Annotated in this window: 24 protein-coding genes, 2 pseudogenes and 1 riboswitch; all 26 genes and pseudogenes read left to right on the top strand. The window is 58.4% G+C overall.

Annotation, left to right across the window (positions count from 1 at the left end):
* Window positions 1-2: 2 nt before the first annotated feature.
* Window positions 3-2438, top strand: a complete 2436-nt coding sequence (gene pheT / locus HMPREF9162_RS07485) for a phenylalanine--tRNA ligase subunit beta (protein WP_009752860.1) — start codon at window positions 3-5, stop codon at window positions 2436-2438.
* Between the two features lie 35 nt (window positions 2439-2473).
* Window positions 2474-2710 (top strand): cell division protein ZapA, encoded by a 237-nt coding sequence (locus HMPREF9162_RS07480; RefSeq protein WP_009752902.1) that lies wholly within the window; start codon window positions 2474-2476, stop codon window positions 2708-2710.
* A gap of 228 nt (window positions 2711-2938) precedes the next feature.
* On the top strand, window positions 2939-3250 hold the full coding sequence (gene rplU, locus HMPREF9162_RS07475; RefSeq protein WP_009752820.1) for a 50S ribosomal protein L21: 312 nt from the start codon (window positions 2939-2941) through the stop codon (window positions 3248-3250).
* 5 nt (window positions 3251-3255) lie between these two features.
* Window positions 3256-3576 (top strand): ribosomal-processing cysteine protease Prp, encoded by a 321-nt coding sequence (locus HMPREF9162_RS07470; protein ID WP_009348993.1) that lies wholly within the window; start codon window positions 3256-3258, stop codon window positions 3574-3576.
* Window positions 3573-3875, top strand: a complete 303-nt coding sequence (gene rpmA / locus HMPREF9162_RS07465; protein WP_009348992.1) for a 50S ribosomal protein L27 — start codon at window positions 3573-3575, stop codon at window positions 3873-3875. Before HMPREF9162_RS07470 ends, rpmA begins: the two co-directional genes overlap by 4 nt.
* 62 nt (window positions 3876-3937) lie before the next feature.
* Window positions 3938-5221, top strand: coding sequence for a GTPase ObgE (obgE, locus tag HMPREF9162_RS07460; protein WP_009752832.1), 1284 nt, complete (start codon window positions 3938-3940; stop codon window positions 5219-5221).
* Between the two features lie 13 nt (window positions 5222-5234).
* Window positions 5235-5534 (top strand): YhbY family RNA-binding protein, encoded by a 300-nt coding sequence (locus tag HMPREF9162_RS07455; protein ID WP_009752842.1) that lies wholly within the window; start codon window positions 5235-5237, stop codon window positions 5532-5534.
* Window positions 5531-6655 carry a glutamate 5-kinase gene (proB, locus tag HMPREF9162_RS07450; protein WP_009438969.1) on the top strand — a complete coding sequence of 375 codons (1125 nt, stop codon included), beginning with the start codon at window positions 5531-5533 and terminating at the stop codon, window positions 6653-6655. Before HMPREF9162_RS07455 ends, proB begins: the two co-directional genes overlap by 4 nt.
* Window positions 6656-6665: 10 nt before the next feature.
* Window positions 6666-7936: pseudogene (locus HMPREF9162_RS07445) on the top strand (glutamate-5-semialdehyde dehydrogenase).
* 158 nt (window positions 7937-8094) lie between these two features.
* On the top strand, window positions 8095-8715 hold the full coding sequence (gene nadD, locus HMPREF9162_RS07440; protein WP_009438952.1) for a nicotinate-nucleotide adenylyltransferase: 621 nt from the start codon (window positions 8095-8097) through the stop codon (window positions 8713-8715).
* Window positions 8699-9286, top strand: a complete 588-nt coding sequence (gene yqeK / locus HMPREF9162_RS07435) for a bis(5'-nucleosyl)-tetraphosphatase (symmetrical) YqeK (protein ID WP_009752905.1) — start codon at window positions 8699-8701, stop codon at window positions 9284-9286. Before nadD ends, yqeK begins: the two co-directional genes overlap by 17 nt.
* A 25-nt stretch (window positions 9287-9311) precedes the next feature.
* A complete protein-coding gene (locus tag HMPREF9162_RS07430) occupies window positions 9312-10367 on the top strand; it encodes an LCP family protein (protein ID WP_009752796.1) in 1056 nt (351 codons plus the stop codon).
* 11 nt (window positions 10368-10378) lie between these two features.
* On the top strand, window positions 10379-10723 hold the full coding sequence (gene rsfS / locus HMPREF9162_RS07425) for a ribosome silencing factor (RefSeq protein ID WP_009657505.1): 345 nt from the start codon (window positions 10379-10381) through the stop codon (window positions 10721-10723).
* Window positions 10724-10729: 6 nt separating this feature from the next.
* Window positions 10730-11641, top strand: a complete 912-nt coding sequence (locus HMPREF9162_RS07420) for a S1 RNA-binding domain-containing protein (protein WP_009752897.1) — start codon at window positions 10730-10732, stop codon at window positions 11639-11641.
* An 88-nt stretch (window positions 11642-11729) separates the two neighbouring features.
* Window positions 11730-12680 (top strand): chemotaxis protein, encoded by a 951-nt coding sequence (locus tag HMPREF9162_RS07415; protein WP_009348981.1) that lies wholly within the window; start codon window positions 11730-11732, stop codon window positions 12678-12680.
* A 166-nt stretch (window positions 12681-12846) separates the two neighbouring features.
* Entirely contained in the window at window positions 12847-13335 is a 489-nt protein-coding gene (gene purE, locus HMPREF9162_RS07410; protein WP_009752793.1) for a 5-(carboxyamino)imidazole ribonucleotide mutase, read from the top strand.
* A 60-nt stretch (window positions 13336-13395) separates the two neighbouring features.
* Window positions 13396-14109 carry a phosphoribosylaminoimidazolesuccinocarboxamide synthase gene (gene purC, locus HMPREF9162_RS07405; RefSeq protein WP_026762349.1) on the top strand — a complete coding sequence of 238 codons (714 nt, stop codon included), beginning with the start codon at window positions 13396-13398 and terminating at the stop codon, window positions 14107-14109.
* A gap of 5 nt (window positions 14110-14114) precedes the next feature.
* Window positions 14115-15566 (top strand): amidophosphoribosyltransferase, encoded by a 1452-nt coding sequence (purF, locus tag HMPREF9162_RS07400; protein ID WP_009752785.1) that lies wholly within the window; start codon window positions 14115-14117, stop codon window positions 15564-15566.
* Between the two features lie 6 nt (window positions 15567-15572).
* Window positions 15573-16622 carry a phosphoribosylformylglycinamidine cyclo-ligase gene (purM, locus tag HMPREF9162_RS07395; protein WP_009752859.1) on the top strand — a complete coding sequence of 350 codons (1050 nt, stop codon included), beginning with the start codon at window positions 15573-15575 and terminating at the stop codon, window positions 16620-16622.
* Complete coding sequence (gene purN / locus HMPREF9162_RS07390) at window positions 16615-17247, top strand: phosphoribosylglycinamide formyltransferase (RefSeq protein ID WP_009657502.1); 633 nt, start codon at window positions 16615-16617, stop codon at window positions 17245-17247. Before purM ends, purN begins: the two co-directional genes overlap by 8 nt.
* Window positions 17244-17837 (top strand): IMP cyclohydrolase, encoded by a 594-nt coding sequence (locus HMPREF9162_RS07385; RefSeq protein ID WP_009348975.1) that lies wholly within the window; start codon window positions 17244-17246, stop codon window positions 17835-17837. The genes purN and HMPREF9162_RS07385 overlap by 4 nt, the downstream gene beginning before the upstream one ends.
* Window positions 17838-17846: 9 nt before the next feature.
* Window positions 17847-19030 (top strand): annotated as a pseudogene (gene purD / locus HMPREF9162_RS07380) (phosphoribosylamine--glycine ligase); the annotation flags it as partial.
* 267 nt (window positions 19031-19297) lie between these two features.
* On the top strand, window positions 19298-20653 hold the full coding sequence (locus HMPREF9162_RS07375; protein WP_009752781.1) for an MATE family efflux transporter: 1356 nt from the start codon (window positions 19298-19300) through the stop codon (window positions 20651-20653).
* Between the two features lie 114 nt (window positions 20654-20767).
* Window positions 20768-20965, top strand: a riboswitch (cobalamin riboswitch).
* Between the two features lie 149 nt (window positions 20966-21114).
* Window positions 21115-22059, top strand: a complete 945-nt coding sequence (nikB, locus tag HMPREF9162_RS07370) for a nickel ABC transporter permease (protein ID WP_009752887.1) — start codon at window positions 21115-21117, stop codon at window positions 22057-22059.
* Window positions 22056-22868: a nickel transporter permease gene (gene nikC, locus HMPREF9162_RS07365; protein ID WP_009657484.1), complete on the top strand. Its 813-nt coding sequence runs from the start codon at window positions 22056-22058 to the stop codon at window positions 22866-22868. Before nikB ends, nikC begins: the two co-directional genes overlap by 4 nt.
* 94 nt (window positions 22869-22962) lie before the next feature.
* Complete coding sequence (locus HMPREF9162_RS07360; protein ID WP_371067612.1) at window positions 22963-24510, top strand: ABC transporter substrate-binding protein; 1548 nt, start codon at window positions 22963-22965, stop codon at window positions 24508-24510.
* The last annotated feature ends 78 nt before the right edge of the window (window positions 24511-24588 follow it).

Below are 24588 nucleotides of genomic sequence, written 5' to 3'. Positions count from 1 at the left end.
GAATGCAGGTTTCCATCAAATGGCTGAAAGACTATGTGGATATTGACGAGACGGCGGAGGAAATCGCGGATCGCCTCACGATGGCAGGCATCCCCGTGGAGCGCATCGTACGCGCCGACGAGGGGCTCGAGAAGGTCATCACGGCGCACGTCGAAGAGGTCACGCCGCATCCGGACTCGGATCATCTGCGTATCTGCCGGCTGAATATCGGCAAAGAAGAGCTTCTGCAAATCGTAACGGGCGCACAGAACGTACAGGCGGGGGATATTGTTCCAGCTGCGCTTGTCGGCGCCGTCTTGCCGGGCGGGAAAAAGATCTCCAAGGGCAAGCTGCGCGGCGTCCCATCGAACGGTATGATGTGTTCGGCGGGCGAGCTTGCGATCGACACGACGGGGCTGCCCGAGGAGCAGGTCAACGGCATCTACATCCTGCCCGCGGACACACCCGTCGGAATTCCCGCAGCACAGGCTCTCGGGCTGGACGACGTGGTGCTTGAATTCGAGCTGACGGCAAACCGCGCGGACTGCTTCAGTGTCGTCGGCATCGCGCGCGAGGTGGCGGCGCTGACGGGAAAAACGCTCCGTCTTCCGCAGATCGCGGTGGTCGAGTCGTCTGCCGAGCGTGCGGCAGATCTCGTAAGCATCAATATTGCGGAGGAGGAACTTTGCCGCCGCTTTTCCGCGCGTGTCCTGTGTGATGTTAGGGTCGCACCCTCACCTGCATGGATGACGGAGCGTCTGCGCGGCGCGGGGATTCGCGCCATCAATAACGTCGTGGACGTGACGAATTTCGTCATGCTCGAACTCGGTCAGCCGCTCCACGCCTACGACTATGACGCGGTTGCGGGGCATACACTGACGGCGCGCCGCGCGCGGGCGGGCGAGCTGCTGCACACGCTCGACGATTCCTCCCGCGTCGCTGTGGGAGACGAGCTCGTGATCGCCGACAGCGAAAAGCCCGCGGGACTTGCGGGCATCATGGGAGGACTCGAGTCAGAGATCACCGAGGGGACGACCTCGGTCATACTCGAGGCGGCATCGTTCCGCAGCGCCTCGATTCGCCGTACGGCGCGCCGGCTCGGGCTGCACTCCGAGTCCTCGGGGCGCTTTGAGCGCGGCGTGGACGAGACGGGGACGGTGCGCGCCGTCACGCGCGCGGCGCAGCTCCTCGCTGAGATGGGGGCCTGCAAAGTGGCGGAGGGCGTCGTTGACGTTTATCCCGCACCGGAAGAACCGGCCGCGTTCACGTTCAGCGCACGCGCTGTCGCTGAGCGCATCGGGGCGAATATCCCCGGCGACTGGATGGCGTCGGCGCTCCGCTCTCTCGGCTTTGGCGTGGAGGAACAGGAACTCGAGACCTATCGCGTCGCCGTCCCTTCGTGGCGCGGCGACGTGACCCTCATGGAGGATATTGCCGAGGAGGTAGCGCGCCTCTATGGCTACGACAACATCTCGGCGCGGATGCCGGCGGGCGCAGTTCTGCAGGGGCATCAGAGCGAGATGCAGGATTTTGTTGATACAATGCGCGATGCGCTTGCCGCGCTCGGCATGACCGAAGAACTCTCGTTCAGCTTTACGAGTGAAAAGACGCTCGATCACCTCTGTGTTCCTCCGGACAGTCCGCTGCGCCGGGCGATACCGATTTTGAACCCGCTGACGGACGAGTATCCGCTCATTCGCACGACGCTGCTCACGAGCATTCTCGAAAACGCCGCCCGCAACATCGCGCGCAAGAACATGGATCTGCGCCTCTTTGATATCGCGCCCGTCTTTTTCCCGAAGGAACTGCCCGTCACAGAGCTCGCAGAGGAGCGTATCATGGTTGCGGGACTCTTCACGGGACGGCGCAGCCCCCTCGCGTGGGACACGAACGGCGAGATGGTCGACTTCTATGACATTAAAGGCGTTGCCGAGCGGTTCCTCGCGGCGGTCGGCGTGCAGAAATACACCGTCGAGCCCGGCACGCATTTTGCCATGCATCCCGGCAAGACCGCGTTCTTTAAGAAGGGGCGCGAGGTTGTCGCCGTACTCGGCGAGATCCATCCGACGGTCGCGGAGAACTTTGGCATATCGCAGAATGTCTGCGTCTTTGAGATGGATGCCGCCGTGCTCATGCGTTATCGCAAAAAGAAGAGCGCGATAGAGCCGCTGCCCAAATACCCCGCCGCGACGCGTGATCTTGCCGTCCTTGTCGATGCGGAGCTCTCAGCGGCGGAGATCGAGCGTGTCATTGCGAAAAAAGGCGGAAAATATTTCCGCAGCGCCACACTCTTCGACGTCTATATGGGGAAGCAAGTAGATGCCGGCAAGAAGAGTATGGCGTTCCGCCTGCATTTTCAATCAGACGAAAAGACCCTGACCGACGAGGAAGTGGACGCCGCATTTTCGAGTATCCTGCAGGCGGCGGAGAAGGAGCTTCATGCGCAGCTGCGCGGATAAAAGGCGGTGAGAGCCATGGCAGAGGAAAAAAAGAGATGCAGCGCGTCAACATCAGTATGTTCGGGCTGTCCTATCAGCTTAAGACAGACGACCCTGCGCGTCTCAAGCGTCTCGCGGCGGAGGGCGACCGCCGCATCAAGGAGATGTCCCGCCGCGTGCGGAGCTTTGATGTGAAGCGGATCGCCGCCCTGACCGTCCTGCAGATGATGGACGAATATGACCAGCTCAAACACGACTATGACGAGTTGGTACAACTCCTTGAGGAAAAGTAAAAAGCGCTATATGCCTTTGTGCAGCACCACCGCGTGTTAATATTTTCGCATCGCGCGGCATCGCTATTGACAGCGCATAGAGAGTATGGTAATATGCTTTGACGTAGGTATTCCTGCGTGTTCGGGCATGTGCCCGTTCCCAACCGCACGGCGAGGTCTCAAATCGGAATGTCCAAACCGGAAATTTCGAACCGCAGCCGGCGAGTAACGATATAGGGAGGTGTTTTCATGTATGCAATCGTAAAGACAGGCGGCAAGCAGTACAAGGTCGCGGAGGGCGATACCATTTTCGTGGAGAAGCTTGAGGCGGGCGAGGGCGAAGCCGTCGTTTTTGATGAGGTTCTGACGGTTGTGAGCGGCAGCGACGTCAAGGTCGGTCGTCCGACGGTTGCCGGGGCAAAGGTCACGGCCAAGGTTGCGGCGCACGGCAAAGGCAAGAAGATTTTGATCTTTAAGTACAAGGCAAAGTCGAACTACCGCAAGCGTCAGGGTCATCGTCAGCCGTTCACGAAGGTGGTCATCGAGAAGATCGAGGCATAATCTTTGTGATCGCGGTCGATATTTTCACCAATCACAGAGGGCAAATCACGGGCTGTCGTGTCAAAGGACACAGCGGAACGGCGGAGCATGGACAGGATATTGTCTGTGCCGGCGTATCGGCGCTCACGCAGTCCGCGCTTCTCGGCATAATGGAGCATCTGCATCGCGCCGTCACTTATGACATAGCGAGCGGGAATCTCGATATGCGGCTCGATGCGCCGCCGGACGAATGCACAGAGGCGATCCTGCGCACCATGTATATGGGGCTTGCGGAGATTGAGAAGATCAGCCCAAAGGGTATAAAAATTCATGAAATTAGGGGGTGAACATATTGTTCTCGTTTGATTTACAGCTTTTTGCACATAAGAAGGGCGTAAGCTCGACGCGCAACGGTCGTGACAGCCATTCGAAGCGTCTCGGCGTGAAGGAACAGGCGGGCACGCATGTGACGGCGGGCAGCATTCTCGTTCGTCAGCGCGGCACGCATTTCCATCCGGGACATAATGTCGGCATTGGCAAGGACGATACGATCTTTGCGAAGATTGACGGCAAGGTCGCTTTTGAGCGCAAGGGGCGCCATCAGCGTCAGATCAGTGTGTATCCGCTTGCGGAGGCCGCTGTTTAATTTGCACTAAATATGCGGATGCCTGTACCGAGGGGTGCAGGCTCTTTTCTATAGGGGGACGTATGCAGTTTATAGACCGCGCGCATATCACGGTAAAGGCGGGGGACGGCGGACATGGAAAGTCCGCGTTCCGCCATGAGAAATTCATGCCCAAGGGCGGCCCTTCGGGCGGTGACGGCGGGCGCGGCGGCGATGTTGTCTTTCGCGCCGACCGCAATCTGAATACGCTCCTCTCGTTCCGCTTTCATCGGAAATTCACGGCGAAGAACGGCGAGAACGGCGAGTACAAGAATCAGTACGGCAGGAATGCCGCGCCGCTCTATGTGAACGTCCCGCCCGGTACGATCGTGACGGACGAGACGACGGGCGAAGTGCTCGCCGATCTCGCCGAGATCGATACGGAGGCGGTCATTGTCCGCGGCGGGCGCGGCGGACGCGGGAATGCGAAATTCGCAAACGCAGCGAACCGTGCGCCGACGTTCGCGGAGTTCGGCGAGCCGGGGGAGAGCCGCAAACTCGTCCTCGAGCTGAAGCTGCTCGCGGACGTGGGGCTTGTCGGCTATCCGAGCGTCGGGAAATCCAGTCTCGTCGCGTCCTGTTCGGCGGCGCGCCCGGAGATCGCCGACTACCACTTTACGACACTCACGCCCGTGCTCGGCGTCGTGCAGACGGACTATGAGAAGAGCTTCGTCATGGCTGACATTCCGGGGCTCATCGAGGGCGCGGCAGACGGCGTGGGGCTCGGACATGACTTCCTGCGCCATGTGGAGCGGACGCGTCTCATCCTGCACATCGTCGATGCCTCGGGCATCGAGGGGCGCGATCCTGTCGAGGACTATCATAAGATCAATGCGGAACTGGCACGCTACAGTGAGAAGATCGCACGGCGCACGCAGATCCTCGTCGCGAATAAGATCGACCTGCCTTCCGCCGCGGAGCATCTGCCGCGCCTGCGGGAACTGGCGGAGCGTGAGGGCATCGAGTTCTTTGAGATCTCGGCGGCGACGCGTGCGGGTGTGCAGGAGCTCATCGACCGCGTTGCGGCGTGGCTTGACGCCTATGTCCCGGAGCCGGAGACAGAGGAAGAGGATGTCGTCGTCTACGATCAAAACGCGGACGACGATGAAAAGGTAACGATTTCGCGCAACGACGCGGGAGATTTCATCGTCGCGGGCAAGGCGCTCGAAAAGCTCGTCGCGATGACGAATTTCAACAACGACGAGGCTGTGCGGCGGTTTCAGTACATCTGGCGGCTCAAGGGGCTGGATGAAAAACTGCGCGCGCGCGGCATCAAAGAGGGCATGACCGTTCATATCGGCGATATGGCGTTCGATTATCAGGACTAAGGGAGGAAATCATTTGCTGCGCAATTCGCTGACGAGTAAGCAGATTCGTAAACTGCGCTCCCTCGGCATGACGGAGGAAGCCGTTGTGATGATCGGCAAGGAGGGCGTGAGCCCCGCGGTCGTCACATCGGCGCGCGAGGCGATCAAAAAGCGCGAGCTCATCAAGGTGCGCGTCCTGCAAAATGCGCCCGACGAGCCCGTCGACGCGATCACCGTGCTCGCGGAGCGTGCCGATGCAAATCTTGTGCAGGTCATTGGCAGGAACGGACTGCTGTTCCGTCGAAATTTTGATCAACCGAGGATTGAGCTGTGAGCACGCGTGCGCGTCTGCGTGAAGCGAAACGCATTGTCGTCAAGGTGGGGACGAGCACCCTCACGCATCCTGCGGGCGGGATGAACCTGCGCCGCATCGAGCATCTTGTCCGCGAGCTGATCGACGAAGCAAATCAAGGAAAGGATATTCTGCTCGTCACGTCGGGCGCGATTGCGGCGGGCATGTCGTCGATCGGCATGAAAGAGCGTCCGCAGAGTGTTCCTGCACGTCAGGCGCTCGCCGCGATCGGACAGGGGGCGCTGCTCCATATCTACGAGAAGTTTTTCCATGAGTACGGGCGTACCATGGCGCAGGTGCTTCTCACAAAGGAGAATGCCGCGCGGCATCATCAGTATATGCACGCGCGCCGTGCCCTCCTGGAACTGCTCTCAATGGGGGCTGTTCCGGTCATTAATGAGAATGATGCGGTTGCTGTGGATGAGATCAAGATCGGCGACAACGATACGCTCTCTGCAGTGGTCGCGGCGCTCGTCGATGCCGATGCCCTGATTATCCTGTCGGACATTGACGGCGTTTATACGGCGAATCCGCGGACGGATGCATCGGCAGAGCTAATGGATGAGATTCCGGAGATTACGCCTGCGATTGAGCGGTTGGCAGGCGGTGCCGGATCGGCGCAGGGGACGGGCGGTATGCAGACGAAAATCGAGGCGGCAAAGATCGCGCAGAATGCGGGCGTGACGATGATCATTGCGCGCGGGGACGACGACGGAATGATCCGCGGGATTCTGAGCGGTGCGCAGATCGGCACGGTGTTCCCGGCGCGTGAGGCGCATCTGCGCACGCGCAAGAGCTGGCTTGCTTTTGGCAGGCATCTCGCGGGGGAACTGCGCGTTGATGCCGGATGTCTCCGGGCGATGCGCGGCGGCGCTAGTCTCCTCGCAGTCGGTGTGACGGATGTCTGCGGCACGTTTTCTGCCGGCGATACGGTGCGTGTACTTTCACCCGAGGGACAGGAGGTTGCGCGCGGCATCGCCGCCTATGGTGCGGCGGATATTGCGCGGCTGATGGGGCACCGGGCATCGGATTTTCCTGCGCTTGTACCGGATGCGGTGCATGAGGAGATCATTCATCGGGATAATATGGTGCTGATGGTGTAAGGAGCGGGCTATGACGATCGAGCAGGAGATTCACACACAGGCGGAAGCGGCAAAGGCGGCGTCCTATCCGCTTGCCGCGCTGCCGCCGGGCATTCGCAATGATGCGCTCTGCGCGATGGCACAGGCGCTGACGGATTACCGTGCGGTGATTTTGCAGGCCAATGCGGCGGATATGGAGGAGGCTGCGGCGGCAGGCATGAAGTCCTCCTATTTGGATCGTCTGCACCTCGATGACGTGCGCATTGAGGGGATGGCGGAGGGGCTGCGGCTGACTGCCGGTCTGCCCGATCCATTAGGACGCGAGGACTTCTCCGTGCGCCGCCCGAACGGGCTGGAGATTCGCCGCCTGCGTGTTCCGCTCGGTGTGATCGGCATCATCTATGAAGCCCGGCCGAATGTGACGTCCGATGCCGTCGGGCTGTGCATCAAGTCCGGCAATGCGGTTCTCCTGCGCGGCGGCTCCGATGCGCTGCGTTCGAACCGTGCCGTAGTGGATGTACTCGCGCGTGCCGCATATGCGGCCGGGGTTCCGCATGGCGCCGTTCAGCTGCTGGCGATGAAGGATCGCGCTGCCGTTGACGTGATGACACATCTGACAGGGCTGCTCGATGTGATTATCCCGCGCGGCGGTGCGGGGCTGATTCGCCGAATTGTGGAGTCCAGTACGGTGCCCGTCATTGAGACGGGGGCGGCGTCTGTCACGTTTATGTGGATCGTGCGGCGGATCTTACGACTGCGCTGCGTATTGTCCGCGATGCAAAGGTATCCCGCCCGTCCGTCTGCAACGCGGCGGAGACCCTGCTCGTGCATGAGGATGCGGCACCGGCATTTTTGCCGCGTCTTGCCGAAGTCCTCCGTGCAGACGGCGTGGAGCTGCGCGGATGCGCGCGCACGCTTGCGATTTTGCCCGATGCCGTCCCCGCTGTCGAAGAGGACTGGCGGACGGAATACGGCGAACTCATCCTCTCCGTACGCGTTGTTCCGGATATTTCCGCGGCAATCGCGCACATCAACCGTTATAATACGGGGCATTCGGAGTCGATTGTGACGAACGATATACATGCGGCGCATCGGTTTCAGCACGAGGTCGATGCGTCGACGGTCTATGTCAACGCTTCGACGCGGTTCACGGACGGATTTGAGTTTGGATTTGGAGCGGAGATCGGCATCAGCACGCAAAAGCTTCATGTGCGCGGTCCGATGGGGCTTGATGCACTGACGAGCACGAAGTATCTTGTCTACGGGGACGGGCAGGTGCGCAGTCCCGCCGATATCCCTTGATTATGTGCCGCATGATCGGATATTTGCGCACCCTGCGGCAATATGTCCACAGTGTGAAGGGACGTCGCGATACATTTGATTATATCGAAGCCGCCGCGACCTTTTTCCTCCTTACATTGCTTGTCCTGATAGCCCTCTCCGCTGTGAGGTGAGACGATATGAGCAGACGAATCGGTATCTTGGGCGGAACATTTGACCCGATTCACATGGGGCATCTCATTACCGCAGAGATTGTGCGTGTGTCTGCGGCATTGGACGAGATCATTTTTATCCCTGCGGCACGCCCTCCGCACAAGGAGAATAAGGGAGAAGCCCCCGCTGAGGATCGGCTGCTCATGGTGCAGTGTGCGGTTGAGGGGAATCCCGCGTTCTCTGTGTCGGATATTGAGCTGAGAAGAGAAGGACCTTCCTATACAGTCGATACCATTGCGGCACTGAGCGAGCAGCTCGGGGATGCGGAGCTGTTCTTCATTACGGGGGCGGATGCCATGAACGATCTCTATCACTGGCATGAGCCGGCACGTCTCCTGCGCTCCTGTGTGTTTATCGCAGCGGCGCGTCAGGGGGTCGAACTGGATGAATTCCGCCTTGCAGAGCAGTTCTCGCCGGAGGAACGCAGCCGTATCCGCATTGTGCCGACGCCGCATTTGGAGATCTCCTCGACGATGATTCGTATGCGCGTTCGGGCGGGGATGTCGATCCGCTATCTCGTGCCGCGCGCAGTTGAGCACTATATTGAGGAAAGGGGGCTTTACCGTGCCCATGACAAAAAGCTATGAGGAGATGCACATACTGCTCGAGCAGCATCTTAGTCCAAGCCGCTACCTGCATTCGCTCGGCGTTGCGGATACTGCCGCTGCGCTCGCGCGCCGCTTCGGCATGAACGAGGAGCGGGCACGCATCGCAGGCCTCCTCCATGACTGCGGGCGCATGTATGAGACGGCGCAGCTCCCCGCCGAGGCACGGCGGCGCGGGATCCCCATCGGAAAGATCGAGGCGGCGATGCCTCTTCTGCTCCATGCTTATGTCGGCGCATATCTCGTTTATGAGATCTACGGCGTCGACGATGCTGCCGTTGCACAGGCAATATGGCGTCATACGGTCGGTGGGGAAAATATGACGGCACTTGATAAAATCGTCTACTTTGCCGATATGATCGAACCGTCGCGTGCCTATCCCGAGGTGGAAAAACTGCGCGAACTTGCGCGGACAGCACCGCTTGACGAGATGATGCTTGTCGGACTGACGGATTCCATTCTCTTTGTCGCACAAAAAGGGGGGCTGATTCATCCGGATACGGTGACTGCGCGAAATGAGCTGATTTTGGGGAAAGCGGCTCGGTTTGCTTGACGGCAGAGGGGAAGAGGAGGAAGCAATGCAAGGGTATGATGCGGAGGAACTTGCTGCGCAGCTCGCGAGCGAAAATTCACGCGAGAACATAGAGAAACGCCGCCGCCGGCGGAGACGCCGCCGCCGCATAGCGTTTGTACGCGGGTTCTTCCGTTTGATTTTTACGCTTGCACTGCTCGTTGGCATCACGGTTGCGGGGTACTATCTGATCAGCTGGGGCGTGCAGGCATACCGCGATATGCGCGATATGTATGAGGCATATCTCGTGCGTCAGGAAGAGAACCGCGGCGCGGTGGATGTGCGCTTCGACGGCTATACGAATGTGCTTGTACTTGGTCTCGACGACGCGGTAAATGCGGATTATGTGCCGGAAAAGCGCGCGGACGCAATTCTGCTCGTCAGTATGGAGAACGCGACGGGCAAAGTGCGGATGCTCAATATCCCGCGCGATACGTGGGTGACGATGGCACAGGATCGGGGCGAGACACGCCTGTCGAACGTCTATGCCGTCGGCGGTGCACCGCTCATGGTGCGGACAATCAATCAAATGTTTGATATCTCCATTCATCAGTATGTCGTGATCGACCTCGACACTTTTGCGCGGATCGTGGATGCGCTCGGCGGTGTTGACGTCTACATTGCGCATGATATGGACTATGACGATCCCGAGTCGGGGCTTTCCATCCATATGCGGACGGGGTATCAAAACCTTGACGGGCAGGCGGCGGAGAACTATCTGCGCTACCGCAGCGATGAACTCGGTGATGTGGGGCGCACGCAGCGGCAACAGCGATTCATCAAGGCGTTCTATGCCAAGCTCCTGCGTATGGATACCCTGCCCAAAGTGCCGGAGATTGCCGATATTCTAAAGCGCGACGTGACGACGAGCGCGGAGCTGTTCGACTCCATACATATCGGCAACGTCATTCGGAAACTGAGTACCGATCCCCCCCGTACGATCATGCTCCCGGGGGCGGTATCCCGTGACGACGATACGGTATGGATCATGGATCGTGCCGCGACGGACGAAGTGATTCAGGAGCTGTTCCCTCCGGAAGAGACGGCGGGAACACAGCAGTAGGAGGAAAGAATTTGACCGAGCAGGAAAAATGCATTGCCGTCTGCAAGGCGGCGGATGAGAAAAAGGCGCGTGACATCGTTACGATGGATATGCGTGGGCTGATGTCGACAAACGATTATTTCGTCATTTGCTCTGCAAATACGGCGACGCAGGTACGCGCTATTGTGGACAATATTGAGGAAAAGCTCGAAGAAGCAGGCGTCTCCTTCCTCCATAAAGAAGGCTATCGCGAGGGCGAGTGGGTTCTGCTCGACTACGGCGATACGGTGGCGCATGTCTTTCAGCAGGAAGCGCGCGAGTACTATGCGCTCGAACGCTTGTGGGGCGACGCGAAGCTGACGCCGTACGAGGAATAGACGTTCATGCAGGACGAAACGGGAACGCGCACCGTGCGCCCTCCGCGCCGCGGCAAATACGGACCGAGTCAGGTCGCCGAGCTCCTTGCCGTGCGCGAAAGCGAGCAGGGGCTCTTTCTTGATGCTGAGACCGGGAACACGAACGACGATATTCTTCTGCATAACTTGCAGCAGACGGCTCCCGTCAAGATCGGCGACCGTATCCGCGTCTTTCTATACCTTGATCCAAAGCGCCGCCTCACGGCGAGTATGCGGATCCCGCGCATGGCGGAGGGGCAGGTTGCACGGCTGCGCGTCATTAATGTGACAAAGGAGGGCGCGTTTCTTGATGTCGGTGCGGAGCGCGGCATCTTCCTGCCCTATGCAGGGATGCGCGGACGCCCGAAGGTCGGTGAAACGGTCTGGGCGAAGCTCTACACGGATAAATCAGGTCGTCTCGCTGTGACGATGGAAGTAGAGGACGAGCTGCGGCGCGCATCGCGTCCCGCCGAGGGGGTGCACGTCGGGGATATGCTGACGGGATCCGTCTACAACATCACAGAGCGGGGCGCATTTCTCTTTACCGACGAGCGCTATATCGTCTTTATTGACCACAAGGAGATTCCCGTACGCCCGCGTGTCGGCGAGCGCATTACGGTGCGCGTGACCTACCTGCGCGAGGACGGCAGACTGAATGCCTCCCTGCGTCCGCCGAAGGAGCAGGCGCAGACGGCGGATGCCGCGGCGATCCTCGCGCTGCTGACGGCACACGACGGAAAGATGCCTTATACCGATGCGACCTCGCCCGAGGTGATCCGTGATCGCTTCCACATCAGCAAGGCGGCGTTTAAGCGTGCACTGGGGCATCTTTTGAAGGAAGGCCGCATCTTTCAGAGCAGCGGATGGACGTGTTTATGTGAAGAAAATAAAAACTCCTAGAAAATTTTCGTCGGATAGGCAGGAATTTTTTCCCAAAGGGCGAATACAGAGCTTAGCAAACAATGTTTAGCATGGGGGAGAGAGATAAATGGCAGATACGGTTACTGAAGAGAAAAAAGGTATCCTGCTTGAGACAGGGACGAATGAGTTTGAGATCGTCGAGTTCAGCATAGGGAAGGTGAACTACGGCATCAACGTCGCCAAAGTGCGCGAAGTTATCACCCGCGCTCCGGTCACTGCAATGCCCGAGGCACACCCCTATGTAGACGGATTGTTTACACTGCGCGGCAAGGCAATTCCGCTCGTCAACATGGCACGCTGTCTCAATCTCCAAACGGCTGATGAACTGCAGAATATCATCGTCACGGAGATCAACAACTATGACATCGGCTTCCTCGTCGGGAGTGTCTATCGCATTCACCGTATCTCGTGGAAGAATATGGAGCCCGCGCCGAATGTCGGCGAAGGATCGCGTGTCGTCGGCATCATCAAGATGGAGGATCGTATCGTTCTCCTGCTTGACTTCGAGACGATCATCGCGGAGATCAATCCCGAGATTAATCAGAAGCTCACAACTGTTACGGAAGCAAATCAAGATGCAAAGAGCCGGCGCGGCACAGCACATGTTGTTGTGGCAGAAGACTCCAAGCTGTTGCGTGACCTGCTTGTCACAACGCTCCATGAGGCAGGCTACAAGTTCATCCGTGACTTTGGCAACGGTCAGGACGCCTGGGATTACCTGCAGGATCTTTCCCGCAAGAACGGTCCCATTGAGAACCATGTGCGCATTATCATCTCTGATATTGAGATGCCAAAGATGGACGGTCACCGCCTCCTCAAACTCGTACGCGAAGACAACCGCCTCGGGGAGGTACCGCTCGTGCTCTTCTCCTCGCTCATCAGCGAAGAGATGAAGCGCAAGGGCGAGAGCCTAGGCGCATCGGGTCAGGTCTCAAAACCGGAAATCAATCAGCTCATCGACCTCATTGATACGCTGATCTTCGGTGAGCCGCTCCATGATGTTGTTGCGGAACCTTGAATGTCTATTTTCGAGGACTGCTGCGAAAGCGGCAGTCCTTTTTGTTTTCGATTGGGCGCATGAATCATGTATTTAGGTTAAAAGACACTGTTGTATGGAAGCTTTTTTTGCGTTATTGACATGCCGGAAAAATCTCGCTATCATAGGGCATGAAGGAGTTGATAAAATGAAGGTAGCAGTCCTTATGGGAAGCGATTCCGACTGGCCGATCCTAAAGCCTGCGGTAGAACTTCTGAAACAGTTCGGCGTTGAACCGGTGGTCAAGGTCGCTTCGGCACATCGGACGCCGTCGATGGTTCGTGATTTCGTCATGGAAGCGGATCACAATAAGGAGTTTGCCGCATTTATCATCGCGGCGGGAGCTGCCGCGCATCTTGCGGGGGTGGTGGCGAGCTATACGATTAAACCCGTGATCGGCGTGCCTGTAAATGCGACGCCGCTGAACGGCATGGACGCACTGCTCAGCACGGTGCAGATGCCGTCGGGTGTACCCGTTGCGTCGATGGCGGTGAACGGGGCAAAGAACGCCGCGATATTTGCGGCGGAGATTCTGGCCATACATGATGCCTCCATCGCAGAGGCATTGATGGACTATCGTGAGAAGATGGTTCTGGACGTTGAGGCAAAGGCGGCGCGTGTGGCGGCACAGCTCTGATACGGAGTCTGCGGGAAGCGGCTCAGTGTGGTATATGGGAATGATGAAAGGCAGGATATAATGGAGCGTAAAGAAGCTCTTTATGAGGGCAAGGCAAAGATTATGTATGCGACGGATCGTCCCGACGAAATCCTCGTTTATTATAAGGACGATGCGACCGCCGGCAACGGCGCCAAGAAGGGCACGATCGCGCATAAGGGCATCATGAACAATAAGATGACGGCGTTCTTTTTTGACCTTCTCGCCAAAGAGGGCGTTGCGCATCATTATATCTCCATGCCGAGCGAGCGCGAGATGCTGGTTAAAAAGCTGACGATCATCCCCCTTGAGGTTATTATCCGGAATGTCGCCGCGGGCTCTCTCGCACAGCGGCTCGGGCTCGAGGAGGGCGTACCGATGCCGTTTCCGGTCATCGAGTACTGCTACAAGAACGACGATCTCGGCGATCCGATGCTCAACCGCTATCACATCCGTGCGATGAAGATCGCGACGGACGCGGAGCTGGACGAAATCGAGCGCATCTCACTGAAGGTCAATGATGTGCTCACAAAATTCCTCAAGACAAAGCGCGTCGACCTCATCGACTTCAAACTCGAGTTTGGCAAGGATGCGGCGGGGCATATCATTCTCGCGGACGAGATCTCCCCGGATAACTGCCGGTTCTGGGACAGCGACACGAAGGAAAAATTGGACAAAGACCGGTTCCGCCGTGACCTTGGGAACGTGGAGGACGCCTACAAAGAAATGCTTCACAGACTGACGGGAGAAGCATAAGAACAATGTATCTAAAAGAGCCAAAGTGGAAGGAAGAGTGCGGCATCTACGGCGTCTATTCCGGGACGGAACCGGTCGCCGAGATGACGTATCTCGGTCTTTTTGCGCTCCAGCACAGAGGACAGGAAAGTGCGGGCATCGCTCTGACGGACGGGTATTGGATTGACGTCAAAAAGGGCATGGGGCTCGTCAGCGAGGTGTTCGGCGCGCATCTTCCGCAGCTTGACAATGCAAAGATCGCGATCGGTCACGTCCGCTATGCGACGACGGGGTTCAGCCTCGCCGCGAATGCGCAGCCGCTGCGCGTCAACTATGCGGGCGGGGCGTTGGCGCTCGCCCACAACGGGGATCTGACGAATGCCGCGATCATTCGCCGCGAGCTTGAGGATCGGGGAACCGTCTTTCAGACGACGATCGATTCCGAGGTATTCGTCCATCTCATTGCGCGCTCACAATGCCGGACAATCGAGGATCGTATCCTCGAGGCGGTAAAGGTTGTGCGCGGCGCATTCTGTCTCACGATCATGACGGAGAATAAGCTCATCGGTGTGCGCGATCCGCAGGGGTTCCGCCCGCTCTGTCTCGGACGCTCGCCCGAGGGGAGTTGGGTGCTCGCCTCGGAGACGTGTGCGCTCGAGGTCAGCGGTGCGGAATTTGTGCGCGATATTGCGCCCGGAGAGATGGTTGTCATCGACGGTGAGGGCGTGCGCTCGTTCCGCTTTTCGAACGGCGAGGACATCGCAACCTGCATCTTTGAATACATCTATTTTGCGCGCCCGGACTCCATCATCGATGGGCAGAGTGTCCATGCGGCGCGCTTTGCCATGGGACGAATGCTCGCGCGTGAGTCCGGGTTCCGCGGGGACGTTGTGATCTCCGTGCCGGACTCCGGTACGACGGCGGCAACGGGCTTTGCCTACGAGGCGGGGATTCCGTTCGCCGAGGGACTGATTAAGAACCGCTACATTGCGCGTACATTCATCCAGCCAACGCAGCAGCAGCGCGATGCAGCGGTAAAACTGAAGCTGAGTCCCGTGCGCTCCGTTGTCGCGGGTAAATCCGTCATCATGGTGGATGACTCCATCGTACGCGGCACGACGAGCGGGAAGATTGTGCGGCTGCTGAGGAATGCGGGCGCGCGCGAGATCCATGTCTGCATCAGCAGCCCGCCGATTACAGATCCCTGCTACTACGGCATCGATACCTCCGTGCGCAAGGAGCTGATCTCCGCGACCAAGACAGTGGAGGAGATTCGCGACTTTATCGGGGCGGATTCGCTGCATTTTATCTCCCTGGAGGGGCTGCGTCAGTGTGTTCCGGCACTGAATCCGGATCATATGTGCTATGCCTGCTTTAACAACGATTACCCCGTCCCGGAAGAAGACGCCGAACTCGACGAGGACGATAAGATCATCCTCGAACGGCGGCGGATTGCACAGCGTGAAAGGGGGCTCTAAGAGCCGATGGAGAAAATGACCTACCGCGACGCGGGCGTCGACATCGATGCGGGCAACGAGTCCGTTTCGCTCATCAAGGAGAGCGTGCGCGCGACCTATCGTCCCGAGGTGCTCGGTGATCTCGGTGGATTCGGCGGTCTGTTTGCGCTGAATACGAAGAACTATCGCGAACCGGTGCTTGTCTCGGGGACGGACGGCGTTGGGACGAAGCTGCGCCTTGCGTTCATGCTCGACCGGCACGATACGATCGGACAGGACGCCGTGGCGATGTGCGTCAACGACATCCTCGTGCAGGGCGCGGAGCCGCTCTTTTTCCTCGACTATCTCGCTGTCGGCAAGCTCCTTCCGCGTCAGGTGGCGGACGTGGTTGCGGGCGTTGCGCGCGCCTGCAAGGAATCCGGCTGTGCGCTCATCGGCGGAGAGACGGCGGAGATGGCGGGCTTTTATCCTGCGGGAGAATATGACATCGCGGGATTCTCCGTCGGTGTCGTCGAGCGGTCGCAGCTCATCACGAGTGCGCGCGTCCGGGCGGGGGACGTCCTGCTCGGACTGCCCTCTTCGGGCGTGCATTCGAACGGATACTCGCTTGTGCGGAAAATCTGTTTTGAACGCAAGGGCTTCAAGGGCGACGAATACATTGAGGAGCTTGGCAAATCCATCGGTGAGGAGCTGCTGACGCCGACGCGTCTTTACCCGCGTGTCTGCCTGCCGCTGATTCGTTCGTTCGACATCCACGGCATGGTGCATATCACGGGAGGTGGGTTCTACGAGAACATCCCGCGTGCCCTGCCGGAGACGATGGGCGCAGAGATCGACGGCGCGGCGTGGGAGATGCCTGCCGTTTTCCGCCTGCTGCAGGAGTGGGGCAACGTGGATTGGGCGGAGATGTATCGCACGTTCAATATGGGCATCGGCATGGTACTGATTGCGTCGGAGGACGAGGCGGCGCGCATCATTGCACATCTCACGGCGGAGGGGGAGACTGTCTATCGCATCGGGCGTGTCACCGAGGGCGCACACGAGGTTGTGATCAAGGGCGGTGTATTCGATGCCTAACGAGCGAATCGGCGTGCTTTGCTCGGGGCGCGGCTCAAACCTCGCCGCCATCATGGAGGCGATTGAACGCGGGGACATTCGCGCCGAGATCGCCGTCGTCATCGCGGATCGGGCGGATGCCTATGCGCTCGAGCGCGCGCGGGAAAAGGGGATTCCCGCCGTCGCTGTCGTCCGCAAAGAACATTTTGATATGGAGGCGTTTGAGGGCGCGCTTCTCAACGAGCTGTATGCGCATCGCGTGACGCTCGTTGTGCTCGCCGGCTTTATGCGCATCCTATCACCCACGTTCGTGTACGCCTTCCGCGGGCGTATTCTCAACATTCACCCTGCGCTTTTGCCAAGCTTTCCGGGAGCGCACGCACATCGCGACGTGCTCGCGTACGGCGCGAAGGTCAGCGGATGCACCGTACATTTTGTAGACGAGGGGACGGATACGGGACCCATTATTTTGCAGGCGGCGGTTCCCGTCATGGAGGGGGATACGGAGGAGACGCTTGCCGCACGCGTGCTGGAGCAGGAGCATCGCATCTTTCCAGAGGCGATACGGCTCTATGCCGAGGGGCGGCTGCAAACGGTCGGGCGAACGGTACATATTTTGCCCGCAGATGAAGGAGGAGCATCATGAAGATAAAACGTGCCCTGATCAGCGTATCCGATAAAACCGGCGTCGTCGAATTTGCACGCGCACTGCACGCGGCGGGCGTTGAAATCGTCTCCACGGGGGGGACGATGAAGGCGCTGCGCGAGGCGGGCATCCCCGTCGTCTACGTCAGCGATGTGACGGGATTCCCCGAGATCATGGATGGACGCGTCAAAACGCTTCATCCGCTCATTCACGGCGGCATTCTCGCCGTACGCGGCAACAGCGCGCACGAAAAGGCGCTGCGCGAGCTGAAGATCACGCCGATCGATCTCGTCGCGGTGAACCTCTATCCCTTTAAGGAGACCGTCGCACAGCCGAACGTCACGCTCGCCGAAGCGGTCGAGCAGATCGACATCGGCGGCCCCGCGATGATACGCGCGGCGGCGAAGAATTTCAAATTTGTCACGGTCGTGACGAACCCCGCGCGCTACGGCGAAATTGCGGAGAAGATCCAAAAGGACGGCGCAGTGGACGGCATGACGCGGATGCGGCTCGCACACGAAGCGTTTGCACACACGGCGGACTACGACGCCGCCATCAACGCGTATTTGGCACAGCAGCTAGAAAAATGAGGAACGAACGTGAATATACTCATCATCGGTTCGGGCGGGCGTGAGCACGCGCTCTGTTGGAAACTCGCCGACAGCATCGACGACGGATATATCTATGCGATTCCCGGAAATCCGGGGATGGCGGAGTCGCCGGACATCTCCATCAATGATAACGCCCCCATTGTGGATTTTGCCAAGGGAGCAAAGATCGATCTCGTCGTTGTCGGCCCCGAGGTTCCGCTCATGAACGGTCTGGTCGACGATCTGACGGCGGCAGGCATCCGCGCCTTCGGCCCTACGGCGGCGGCGGCACAGATCGAGGGATCGAAGTCCTTTGCCAAGAATCTCATGAAGAAATACGGCATCCCGACGGCACGCTATGAGGTGTTCACCGAGGCGGAGCCCGCACGCGTCTATATTCGCGAGACGGGCGCGCCGACTGTCATCAAGGCGGACGGACTTGCGGCGGGCAAGGGCGTCGTTGTCGCCATGACCGAGCAGGAAGCGCTCGATGCGATCGATCGCATCATGGAGGACGGTTCGTTTGGTGCGGCGGGAAGCAGCGTCGTCATCGAGGAGTTCATGGAGGGGGAGGAAGCGTCTCTGCTCGCCTTCACCGATGGAAAGGTGATCCGTCCCATGATCAGCGCGCAGGATCATAAGCGTGCCTTTGACGGCGACAAAGGTCCCAATACGGGCGGTATGGGGACATATGCACCCGCGCCTGTGATGACGCCCGAGATGACGGCACGCGCGGTTGAGGAAATTCTCAAACCGACGATCGCGGCGATGGCAAAGGAAGGTTGCCCCTATCGCGGCTGCCTTTATGCGGGGCTCATGATTACGTCCGAAGGGCCGAAGGTCGTGGAGTTCAACGCGCGGTTCGGCGACCCCGAGACGCAAGTCGTGCTGCCGCTCCTCGACGGGAACCTCGCCGAGATCATGTGCGCCTGCTGCGAGGGGCGGCTCGCCGACGTGCCGATTGCGTGGAAGGACGGTGCGGCGGTCTGCGTTGTGCTCGCCGCGGGCGGTTACCCCGGGAAGTATGAAAAGGGGCATGAGATTCACGGCATCGCGGACGCCGAGGATACGGGCGCATTGGTATTCCACGCCGGGACTGCCGAGCGGAAGGGAAAATCGTCACGAACGGCGGACGCGTGCTCGGCGTCGTCGGCAGGGGGGCGGACATTTCCTCCGCCGTACGCACGGCGTACGCGGCGGCAGAAAAAATTTCCTTTGAGGGCATGTACTATCGGAAAGACATCGCGCATCGCGCGCTGCATCGGTAAATTATATACGAAAAAGACTGCGGCATATACGCTGAAACGTATGATGCCACAGTCTTTTTTTCGGGGCAGTCATATAATCGTTCTCCTTTTTACAAATAAAATAATCATATGAACATAAATATATATTGACAGTAAATATCAGTTATGATAATCTAATCTGCGTTACTGTGAGGTTTTCTCGGGGGGGATAACATGGTCACGTCGTATGACAAGATCTATCTGCGTGTGGGGATTCCTGCGGCGCTTGAGGGCGTCTTTATGATCCTCCTGAGCAATGCGGATATCATCATGGTCGGTTCGCTTGGCACGGCTGCAATTGCGGCGGTCAGTATTTTTACTCAGCCTCGTATGGTGCTCCTCACCGTGGCACGTTCCGTTGCCGCCGCCGTCACTCTGCTCATTGCGGAGCGGTTTGGCAGACAACAGAGCGACAGCTACGGCGATGTGATGAAAAAGACCTTGTCACTCGTCGTTGTCGTTCTCGGCATCGCGCATATTGTCTTTTTTATCTATATCGAGGACATCCTCCTATGGATGGGCGCACAGGAAAACTATATCGCTGACGCAGTGCTTTATGCATCGTGGACGCTGCCCGCTGTCTTTATCACATCGCTCTCGGCGACGATGCAGGCGGTTATGCTTGGGCGCGGCGAGTCTATGACCGTGCTCTCCATCAATCTGCAGGGGAACGTGCTGAACGTCATCCTCAACGCGTTTCTCATCTATGGCATCGGGCCTTTTCCCACCCTCGGGGTGCTCGGCGCCGCCATCGGTACGATTGGCAGCTCTATTTGGTCGTTTCTCCTCAGCGTGCGCGTTCTCTTCCGCTGGGGCATCTTTGGACAGGGGAGCTATCTGCCGACGCGCGATTATTTCCGTGAGTTCCTCGGCGTATTTGGCGGCATCTTCAGCGAGCAGGGATTTGAGCGCATCGGTATGGTCGTCTATACGCGCATGGTCGCCGAGCTTGGGACGATTCCATATGCCGTGCACGCCATCGCGATGAATTTCTGCGACTTTTACTACAGCTTCGGCGGAGGGCTTGGCAAAGCGAGCACCGTGCTCGCAGGACATAACCGTGACGATGAAAAGCGGGATGCATGGCGGCGTTTCGTATGGATCGGCATTACATGGGGCTTTTTCTTCTCGACGGTCGCGTTCCTGCTGACCTTCGTGTTCCGCGAGGAGATCTTCAGTATCTATTCGAGCGATCCGGAGTTGCTTGCACTCGGCAGCATAATTCTCATCTATGTCGCGGCGGTCAGTTTCCCGGAGGCGCATCAGATGATCTGCGCGGGCATCCTGCGCGCGAGCGGAAAGACCACGCAGGTCGCAGCGTATTCCTTTGTCAGCATCACGTTCCTGCGCCCCATCATCACCTATGTGTTCCTGCACGAAATGAATATGGGACTTGCAGGGGCGTGGCTCTCCCTCGCACTTGATCAGACGATACGCGCGCTCTGCGCTACATTCCTCCTGCGCGGTGTATACCGAGCGAAATATGCGCCGAATGTCCTTGTTGCTTCGATAAACAATAATAACTTATGATTATTCTGGACGAATCTCTTGACAAATCTGTCGTATGTAGATATACTACGCCTATAATCCTATAAAACTGCATAAAACGTTGCAAGTGTCGGAGAGATGTTTTCGTATCAGGGGGATATGAAAATATATGCAGGTCTCCGAGCGATGAGAGGAAAACGGGTGCAATGCCCGTGCTGTCCCGCAGCCGTATGTAGGGAATGTTCTTCCACAGGCGCAGAGCCTGTGCCTGTAAAGTCACTGGTGACAACCGGGAAGGCGGAAGAACGTGAGGATCTACAAGCCGGAAAGCCTGCTTGCAATAGGATTCATTGATGGACTCACGAGAGATGGGGAGATGGATGCACGGTTTGTGGTACCCGTATGGGTATTTATGACCTTGTTTTTGTGCGTTCGACCGCCTGTCTTTTCAGAGACAGGCGGTTTTTATGTGAAGAAGGCAAAGGGAAAAAGGAGATGGAGACTTGACTGCCAAATTTTTGCTGACGCGTTTGGGGCAGATGCTTCTAACGTTGCTCGGCGTGACGTTCCTGACGTTCAGCCTGACATTTCTCGCGCCGGGCGACCCGGTGGACGCGATTCTCGAGACAGGCGATACGATCGTCTCGCAGGAGACGATCGAGCAGACGCGCCATGAGCTGGGGCTGGATCTGCCGTTCCATGAGCAGTATATCCGTTGGCTGAACGGCGTGCTGCACGGGGATATGGGGAAGAGCTATTCGGCGAAGATCCCCGTTGTGGATAAACTCGCTCAGGCGCTGCCCGGTACGCTCGTGCTTGCGGGCACCGCGCTCGTGATGATGCTCGTCATTTCCGTGCCGTGCGGGATTCTCGCCGCCGTGTATCGGAACCGCTGGCCGGACTATCTGATTCGAGGAATTACGTTTCTGGGCGTTTCGATGCCGAGTTTTTGGGTCGGACTTATTCTTCTCTTTGTCTTTGGTCTGAAACTGGGGCTGTTCCCGATTGCGGGCGGCGAAGTGACGCCGGATCGGATGGTCTTGCCTGCGCTCACGATCGCGATTCTCCTGTCGTCGAAGTATACGCGTCAAGTGCGTACGGCGATTCTTGAGGAGCTGGGACAGGACTACGTCGTTGGCGCGCGTGCACGCGGGCTCTCGACGCAGCGCATCCTGTGGCGCCATGTGCTCCCAAATGCGTGCCTGCCGCTCATCACGCTGCTCGGTCTTGCGGTCGGCTGGCTGCTCGGCGGCGTGGCAGTCATCGAGATCGTCTTCTCGTGGCCGGGCATGGGGCGTCTTGCCGTGCGTGCGATCGAGATGCGCGACTATCCGCTGCTCGAAGGCTTCGTGTTGTGGATCGCCGTCCTCTATATGCTGGTCAACTTTATTGTGGATATTTCCTACACCTATCTTGACCCGCGCTTGAAGAAGGGGGCGAAAGCATGAGCAAGGATGCCAAAATTCTGCGCAGATACTCGATTATGGCGGGTATCATCTTTTTGGTCGCGCTCCTCGTTCCGTTCATTTTGACGGAGGATCCGTATGCGTCCGTGATGCAAAATGCATTCCTGCCGCCGTCCGCCGAGCATTGGTTCGGCACGGATAAACTCGGGCGTGATCTCTTCACTCGTGTCATCTACGGTGCCCGTATCTCCATCTTTATGGCGCTCACGGTCGTCATCCTCATCGCGGGTGTCGGCTCGCTGATCGGTGTCGTCTCCGGCTACGTCGGGGGCAAGGTGGATACGGTCATCATGCGACTGGCCGACATGTTCCTTGCGTTCCCGGGCATCGTGCTTGCGATCGCGATTGCCGGTATGATGGGCGGGAGCATCGTCAACGCGATTCTCGCGCTCGTTGCGGTCGGCTGGACGAAGTACGCGCGCCTCGCGCGCTCTGTAGCGCTCAAGATACGGCAGCAGGACTATATATCCGCCGCGATCACGAGCGGTACGCGTCCGCGCGATATGCTTATCCGCCATGTCGTGCCGAATATCATCCCCATCGTGCTCGTCACGGCGGCGATGGACATCGGCGCGATGATGATGGAGCTTGCGGGACTCTCCTTCCTTGGATTCGGTGCACAGCCGCCGACGCCGGAGTGGGGGCTCATGCTGAACGAGGGGCGTCAGTCTCTCCAGACGGCGCCGTGGCTCATGATGTTCCCGGGCGCAGCGATCGTCATTGTCGTCGCCGTGTTCAACCTGTGGGGCGATGCGCTCCGCGACTATTTGGATCCGCGCAAGGCGAACTAAGCCTTTTGGGATAAAGGGACGGATGCGGAAGGGTCGCATCCGCCGGATGTTTGGGGTTATGTAAGGAGGTTTTTCTGTGAAAAAATGGAAAAAAATGCTCACGGCGGCGCTCGCTGTGTGCGTGTCGGCGGCGGTCTTGACGGGCTGCGGCGGCGGAGATAAGGCGGCGGACACGAAGACGCTGAAGATCGGTGTGACGAACTTCGCGGACTCGCTTGATCCGACGGAGAATTTCTTCGGCTGGGTCGTCATGCGCTACGGCATCGGTGAGGCACTCGTCAAGTTCGACGAGAAGATGAATCCGTCGCCGTGGCTCGCGGAGAGCTGGCAGGTCAGCGACGATAAACTGACATGGACGTTCAAGATCCGCGACGGCGTGAAGTTCTCGAACGGAAAAGAGCTCACGGCAGAAGCAGTCAAGTCGTCCATCGAGCGCTCGTTCGCGAAGAACAATCGCGCGCAGACATTCTTCAAGTACACGGAGATGAAGGCGGACGGCCAGAACCTCATCATCAAGACGGAGAAGCCGACGCCAAGTATGCCGGGCTTCCTCGCGGATCCGCTTTTCCTTATTGTCGACACGTCGAGCGAGGGCGAGCGTGACTTTGCAAAGCAGGGTCCCATTGGTACGGGACCGTATGTCTGCGAATCCTTCGTGAAGGAAAAAGCAGTCATGAAGAAGAACCCGAACTACTGGGGCGGCGAAGTACCGTACGAGACGGTAGAGATCCCGTCCATCGATGATCCGAATACGCGCGCGATGGCGCTCCAGTCCGGTGAAGTCGACATGGCGGTCAACATTGCGGCGGGCGACATGGGGCTCTTCAACGATACGTCGAAGTTCCATATCGATCGTATTGCATCGCTCCGCACGGTGCTTGCGCGCATCAATGAGAAGGGGATTCTCGGCGATCCGAAGGTACGTGCGGCGTTCATCTCCATGACGGATCGCAAGTCCTATAACGAGGTCATCCTCAAGGGCACGTTCATCCCGGGCAAGGCTCCCGTGCCGCCCTCTCTCGACTATGGCTTTGATCAGCTCGTTGATCCGAACGCCTACAATGTCGATCGTGCAAATCAGCTCCTCGACGAAGCGGGCTGGAAGGACACGAACGGCGACGGCATCCGCGATAAGGACGGCAAGCCGCTGAGCGTCGACTTCATTGTCTACAACAGCCGCGCCGAGCTCCCAATCTATGCCGAGGCCGTGCAGGCGGACGCGAAGAAGGTCGGCATTGATGTGAAGATCAAGACGGTGGACTACAACCTCCTCGACAAGATTGGCATCAACGGCGAATATGACCTCCTGATCTCGAACACGACGACAGCGAATACGGGTGACCCGGAGAGCTATCTCAGACAGTATTGGTATACCAATACGAACGGTGACAATCCGCAGAACGGCTCCGGCTACAGCAACCCCGAATACGATGCGAAGTACAACGCACTTGCGGTTGAGTTTGATCCGGCAAAGCGCCGTCAGCTTATGATCGACATGCAGCAAATTCTGCTCAATGATGCGGCAGCGCTCTTCCTCGGCTACCCCGAGACGAACATCATCAGCTCCACGAAGATCACGGGTGCCATCATGCATCCCGCAGACTACTACTGGCTGACGAGCGCGATTAAACCGGCAAAGTAAACTTTTAGGATAAACGAGCGGGAGCGTCGGGGAATGTCCCCGGCGTTTCCTGCGTCATGAAGGGAAGGAGAAGCGCGG

Source organism: Selenomonas sp. oral taxon 137 str. F0430, assembly GCF_000183625.1.
GTDB lineage: Bacteria > Bacillota > Negativicutes > Selenomonadales > Selenomonadaceae > Centipeda > Centipeda artemidis.
Note: the sequence above shows the minus strand (reverse complement) of the source record. Positions and strands in the feature narration are given on the sequence as shown.

What these genes read in the sequence shown, in the direction of transcription:
- pheT (WP_009752860.1), top strand. Translation starts at nt 3, where the DNA reads ATGCAGGTTTCCATCAAATGGCTGAAAGACTATGTGGATATTGACGAG.
- HMPREF9162_RS07480 (WP_009752902.1), top strand. Translation starts at nt 2,474, where the DNA reads ATGCAGCGCGTCAACATCAGTATGTTCGGGCTGTCCTATCAGCTTAAG.
- rplU (WP_009752820.1), top strand. Translation starts at nt 2,939, where the DNA reads ATGTATGCAATCGTAAAGACAGGCGGCAAGCAGTACAAGGTCGCGGAG.
- obgE (WP_009752832.1), top strand. Translation starts at nt 3,938, where the DNA reads ATGCAGTTTATAGACCGCGCGCATATCACGGTAAAGGCGGGGGACGGC.
- nadD (WP_009438952.1), top strand. Translation starts at nt 8,095, where the DNA reads ATGAGCAGACGAATCGGTATCTTGGGCGGAACATTTGACCCGATTCAC.
- yqeK (WP_009752905.1), top strand. Translation starts at nt 8,699, where the DNA reads ATGACAAAAAGCTATGAGGAGATGCACATACTGCTCGAGCAGCATCTT.
- HMPREF9162_RS07430 (WP_009752796.1), top strand. Translation starts at nt 9,312, where the DNA reads ATGCAAGGGTATGATGCGGAGGAACTTGCTGCGCAGCTCGCGAGCGAA.
- HMPREF9162_RS07420 (WP_009752897.1), top strand. Translation starts at nt 10,730, where the DNA reads ATGCAGGACGAAACGGGAACGCGCACCGTGCGCCCTCCGCGCCGCGGC.
- HMPREF9162_RS07415 (WP_009348981.1), top strand. Translation starts at nt 11,730, where the DNA reads ATGGCAGATACGGTTACTGAAGAGAAAAAAGGTATCCTGCTTGAGACA.
- purE (WP_009752793.1), top strand. Translation starts at nt 12,847, where the DNA reads ATGAAGGTAGCAGTCCTTATGGGAAGCGATTCCGACTGGCCGATCCTA.
- purC (WP_026762349.1), top strand. Translation starts at nt 13,396, where the DNA reads ATGGAGCGTAAAGAAGCTCTTTATGAGGGCAAGGCAAAGATTATGTAT.
- purF (WP_009752785.1), top strand. Translation starts at nt 14,115, where the DNA reads ATGTATCTAAAAGAGCCAAAGTGGAAGGAAGAGTGCGGCATCTACGGC.
- purM (WP_009752859.1), top strand. Translation starts at nt 15,573, where the DNA reads ATGGAGAAAATGACCTACCGCGACGCGGGCGTCGACATCGATGCGGGC.
- purN (WP_009657502.1), top strand. Translation starts at nt 16,615, where the DNA reads ATGCCTAACGAGCGAATCGGCGTGCTTTGCTCGGGGCGCGGCTCAAAC.
- HMPREF9162_RS07385 (WP_009348975.1), top strand. Translation starts at nt 17,244, where the DNA reads ATGAAGATAAAACGTGCCCTGATCAGCGTATCCGATAAAACCGGCGTC.
- HMPREF9162_RS07375 (WP_009752781.1), top strand. Translation starts at nt 19,298, where the DNA reads ATGGTCACGTCGTATGACAAGATCTATCTGCGTGTGGGGATTCCTGCG.
- nikC (WP_009657484.1), top strand. Translation starts at nt 22,056, where the DNA reads ATGAGCAAGGATGCCAAAATTCTGCGCAGATACTCGATTATGGCGGGT.
- HMPREF9162_RS07360 (WP_371067612.1), top strand. Translation starts at nt 22,963, where the DNA reads ATGCTCACGGCGGCGCTCGCTGTGTGCGTGTCGGCGGCGGTCTTGACG.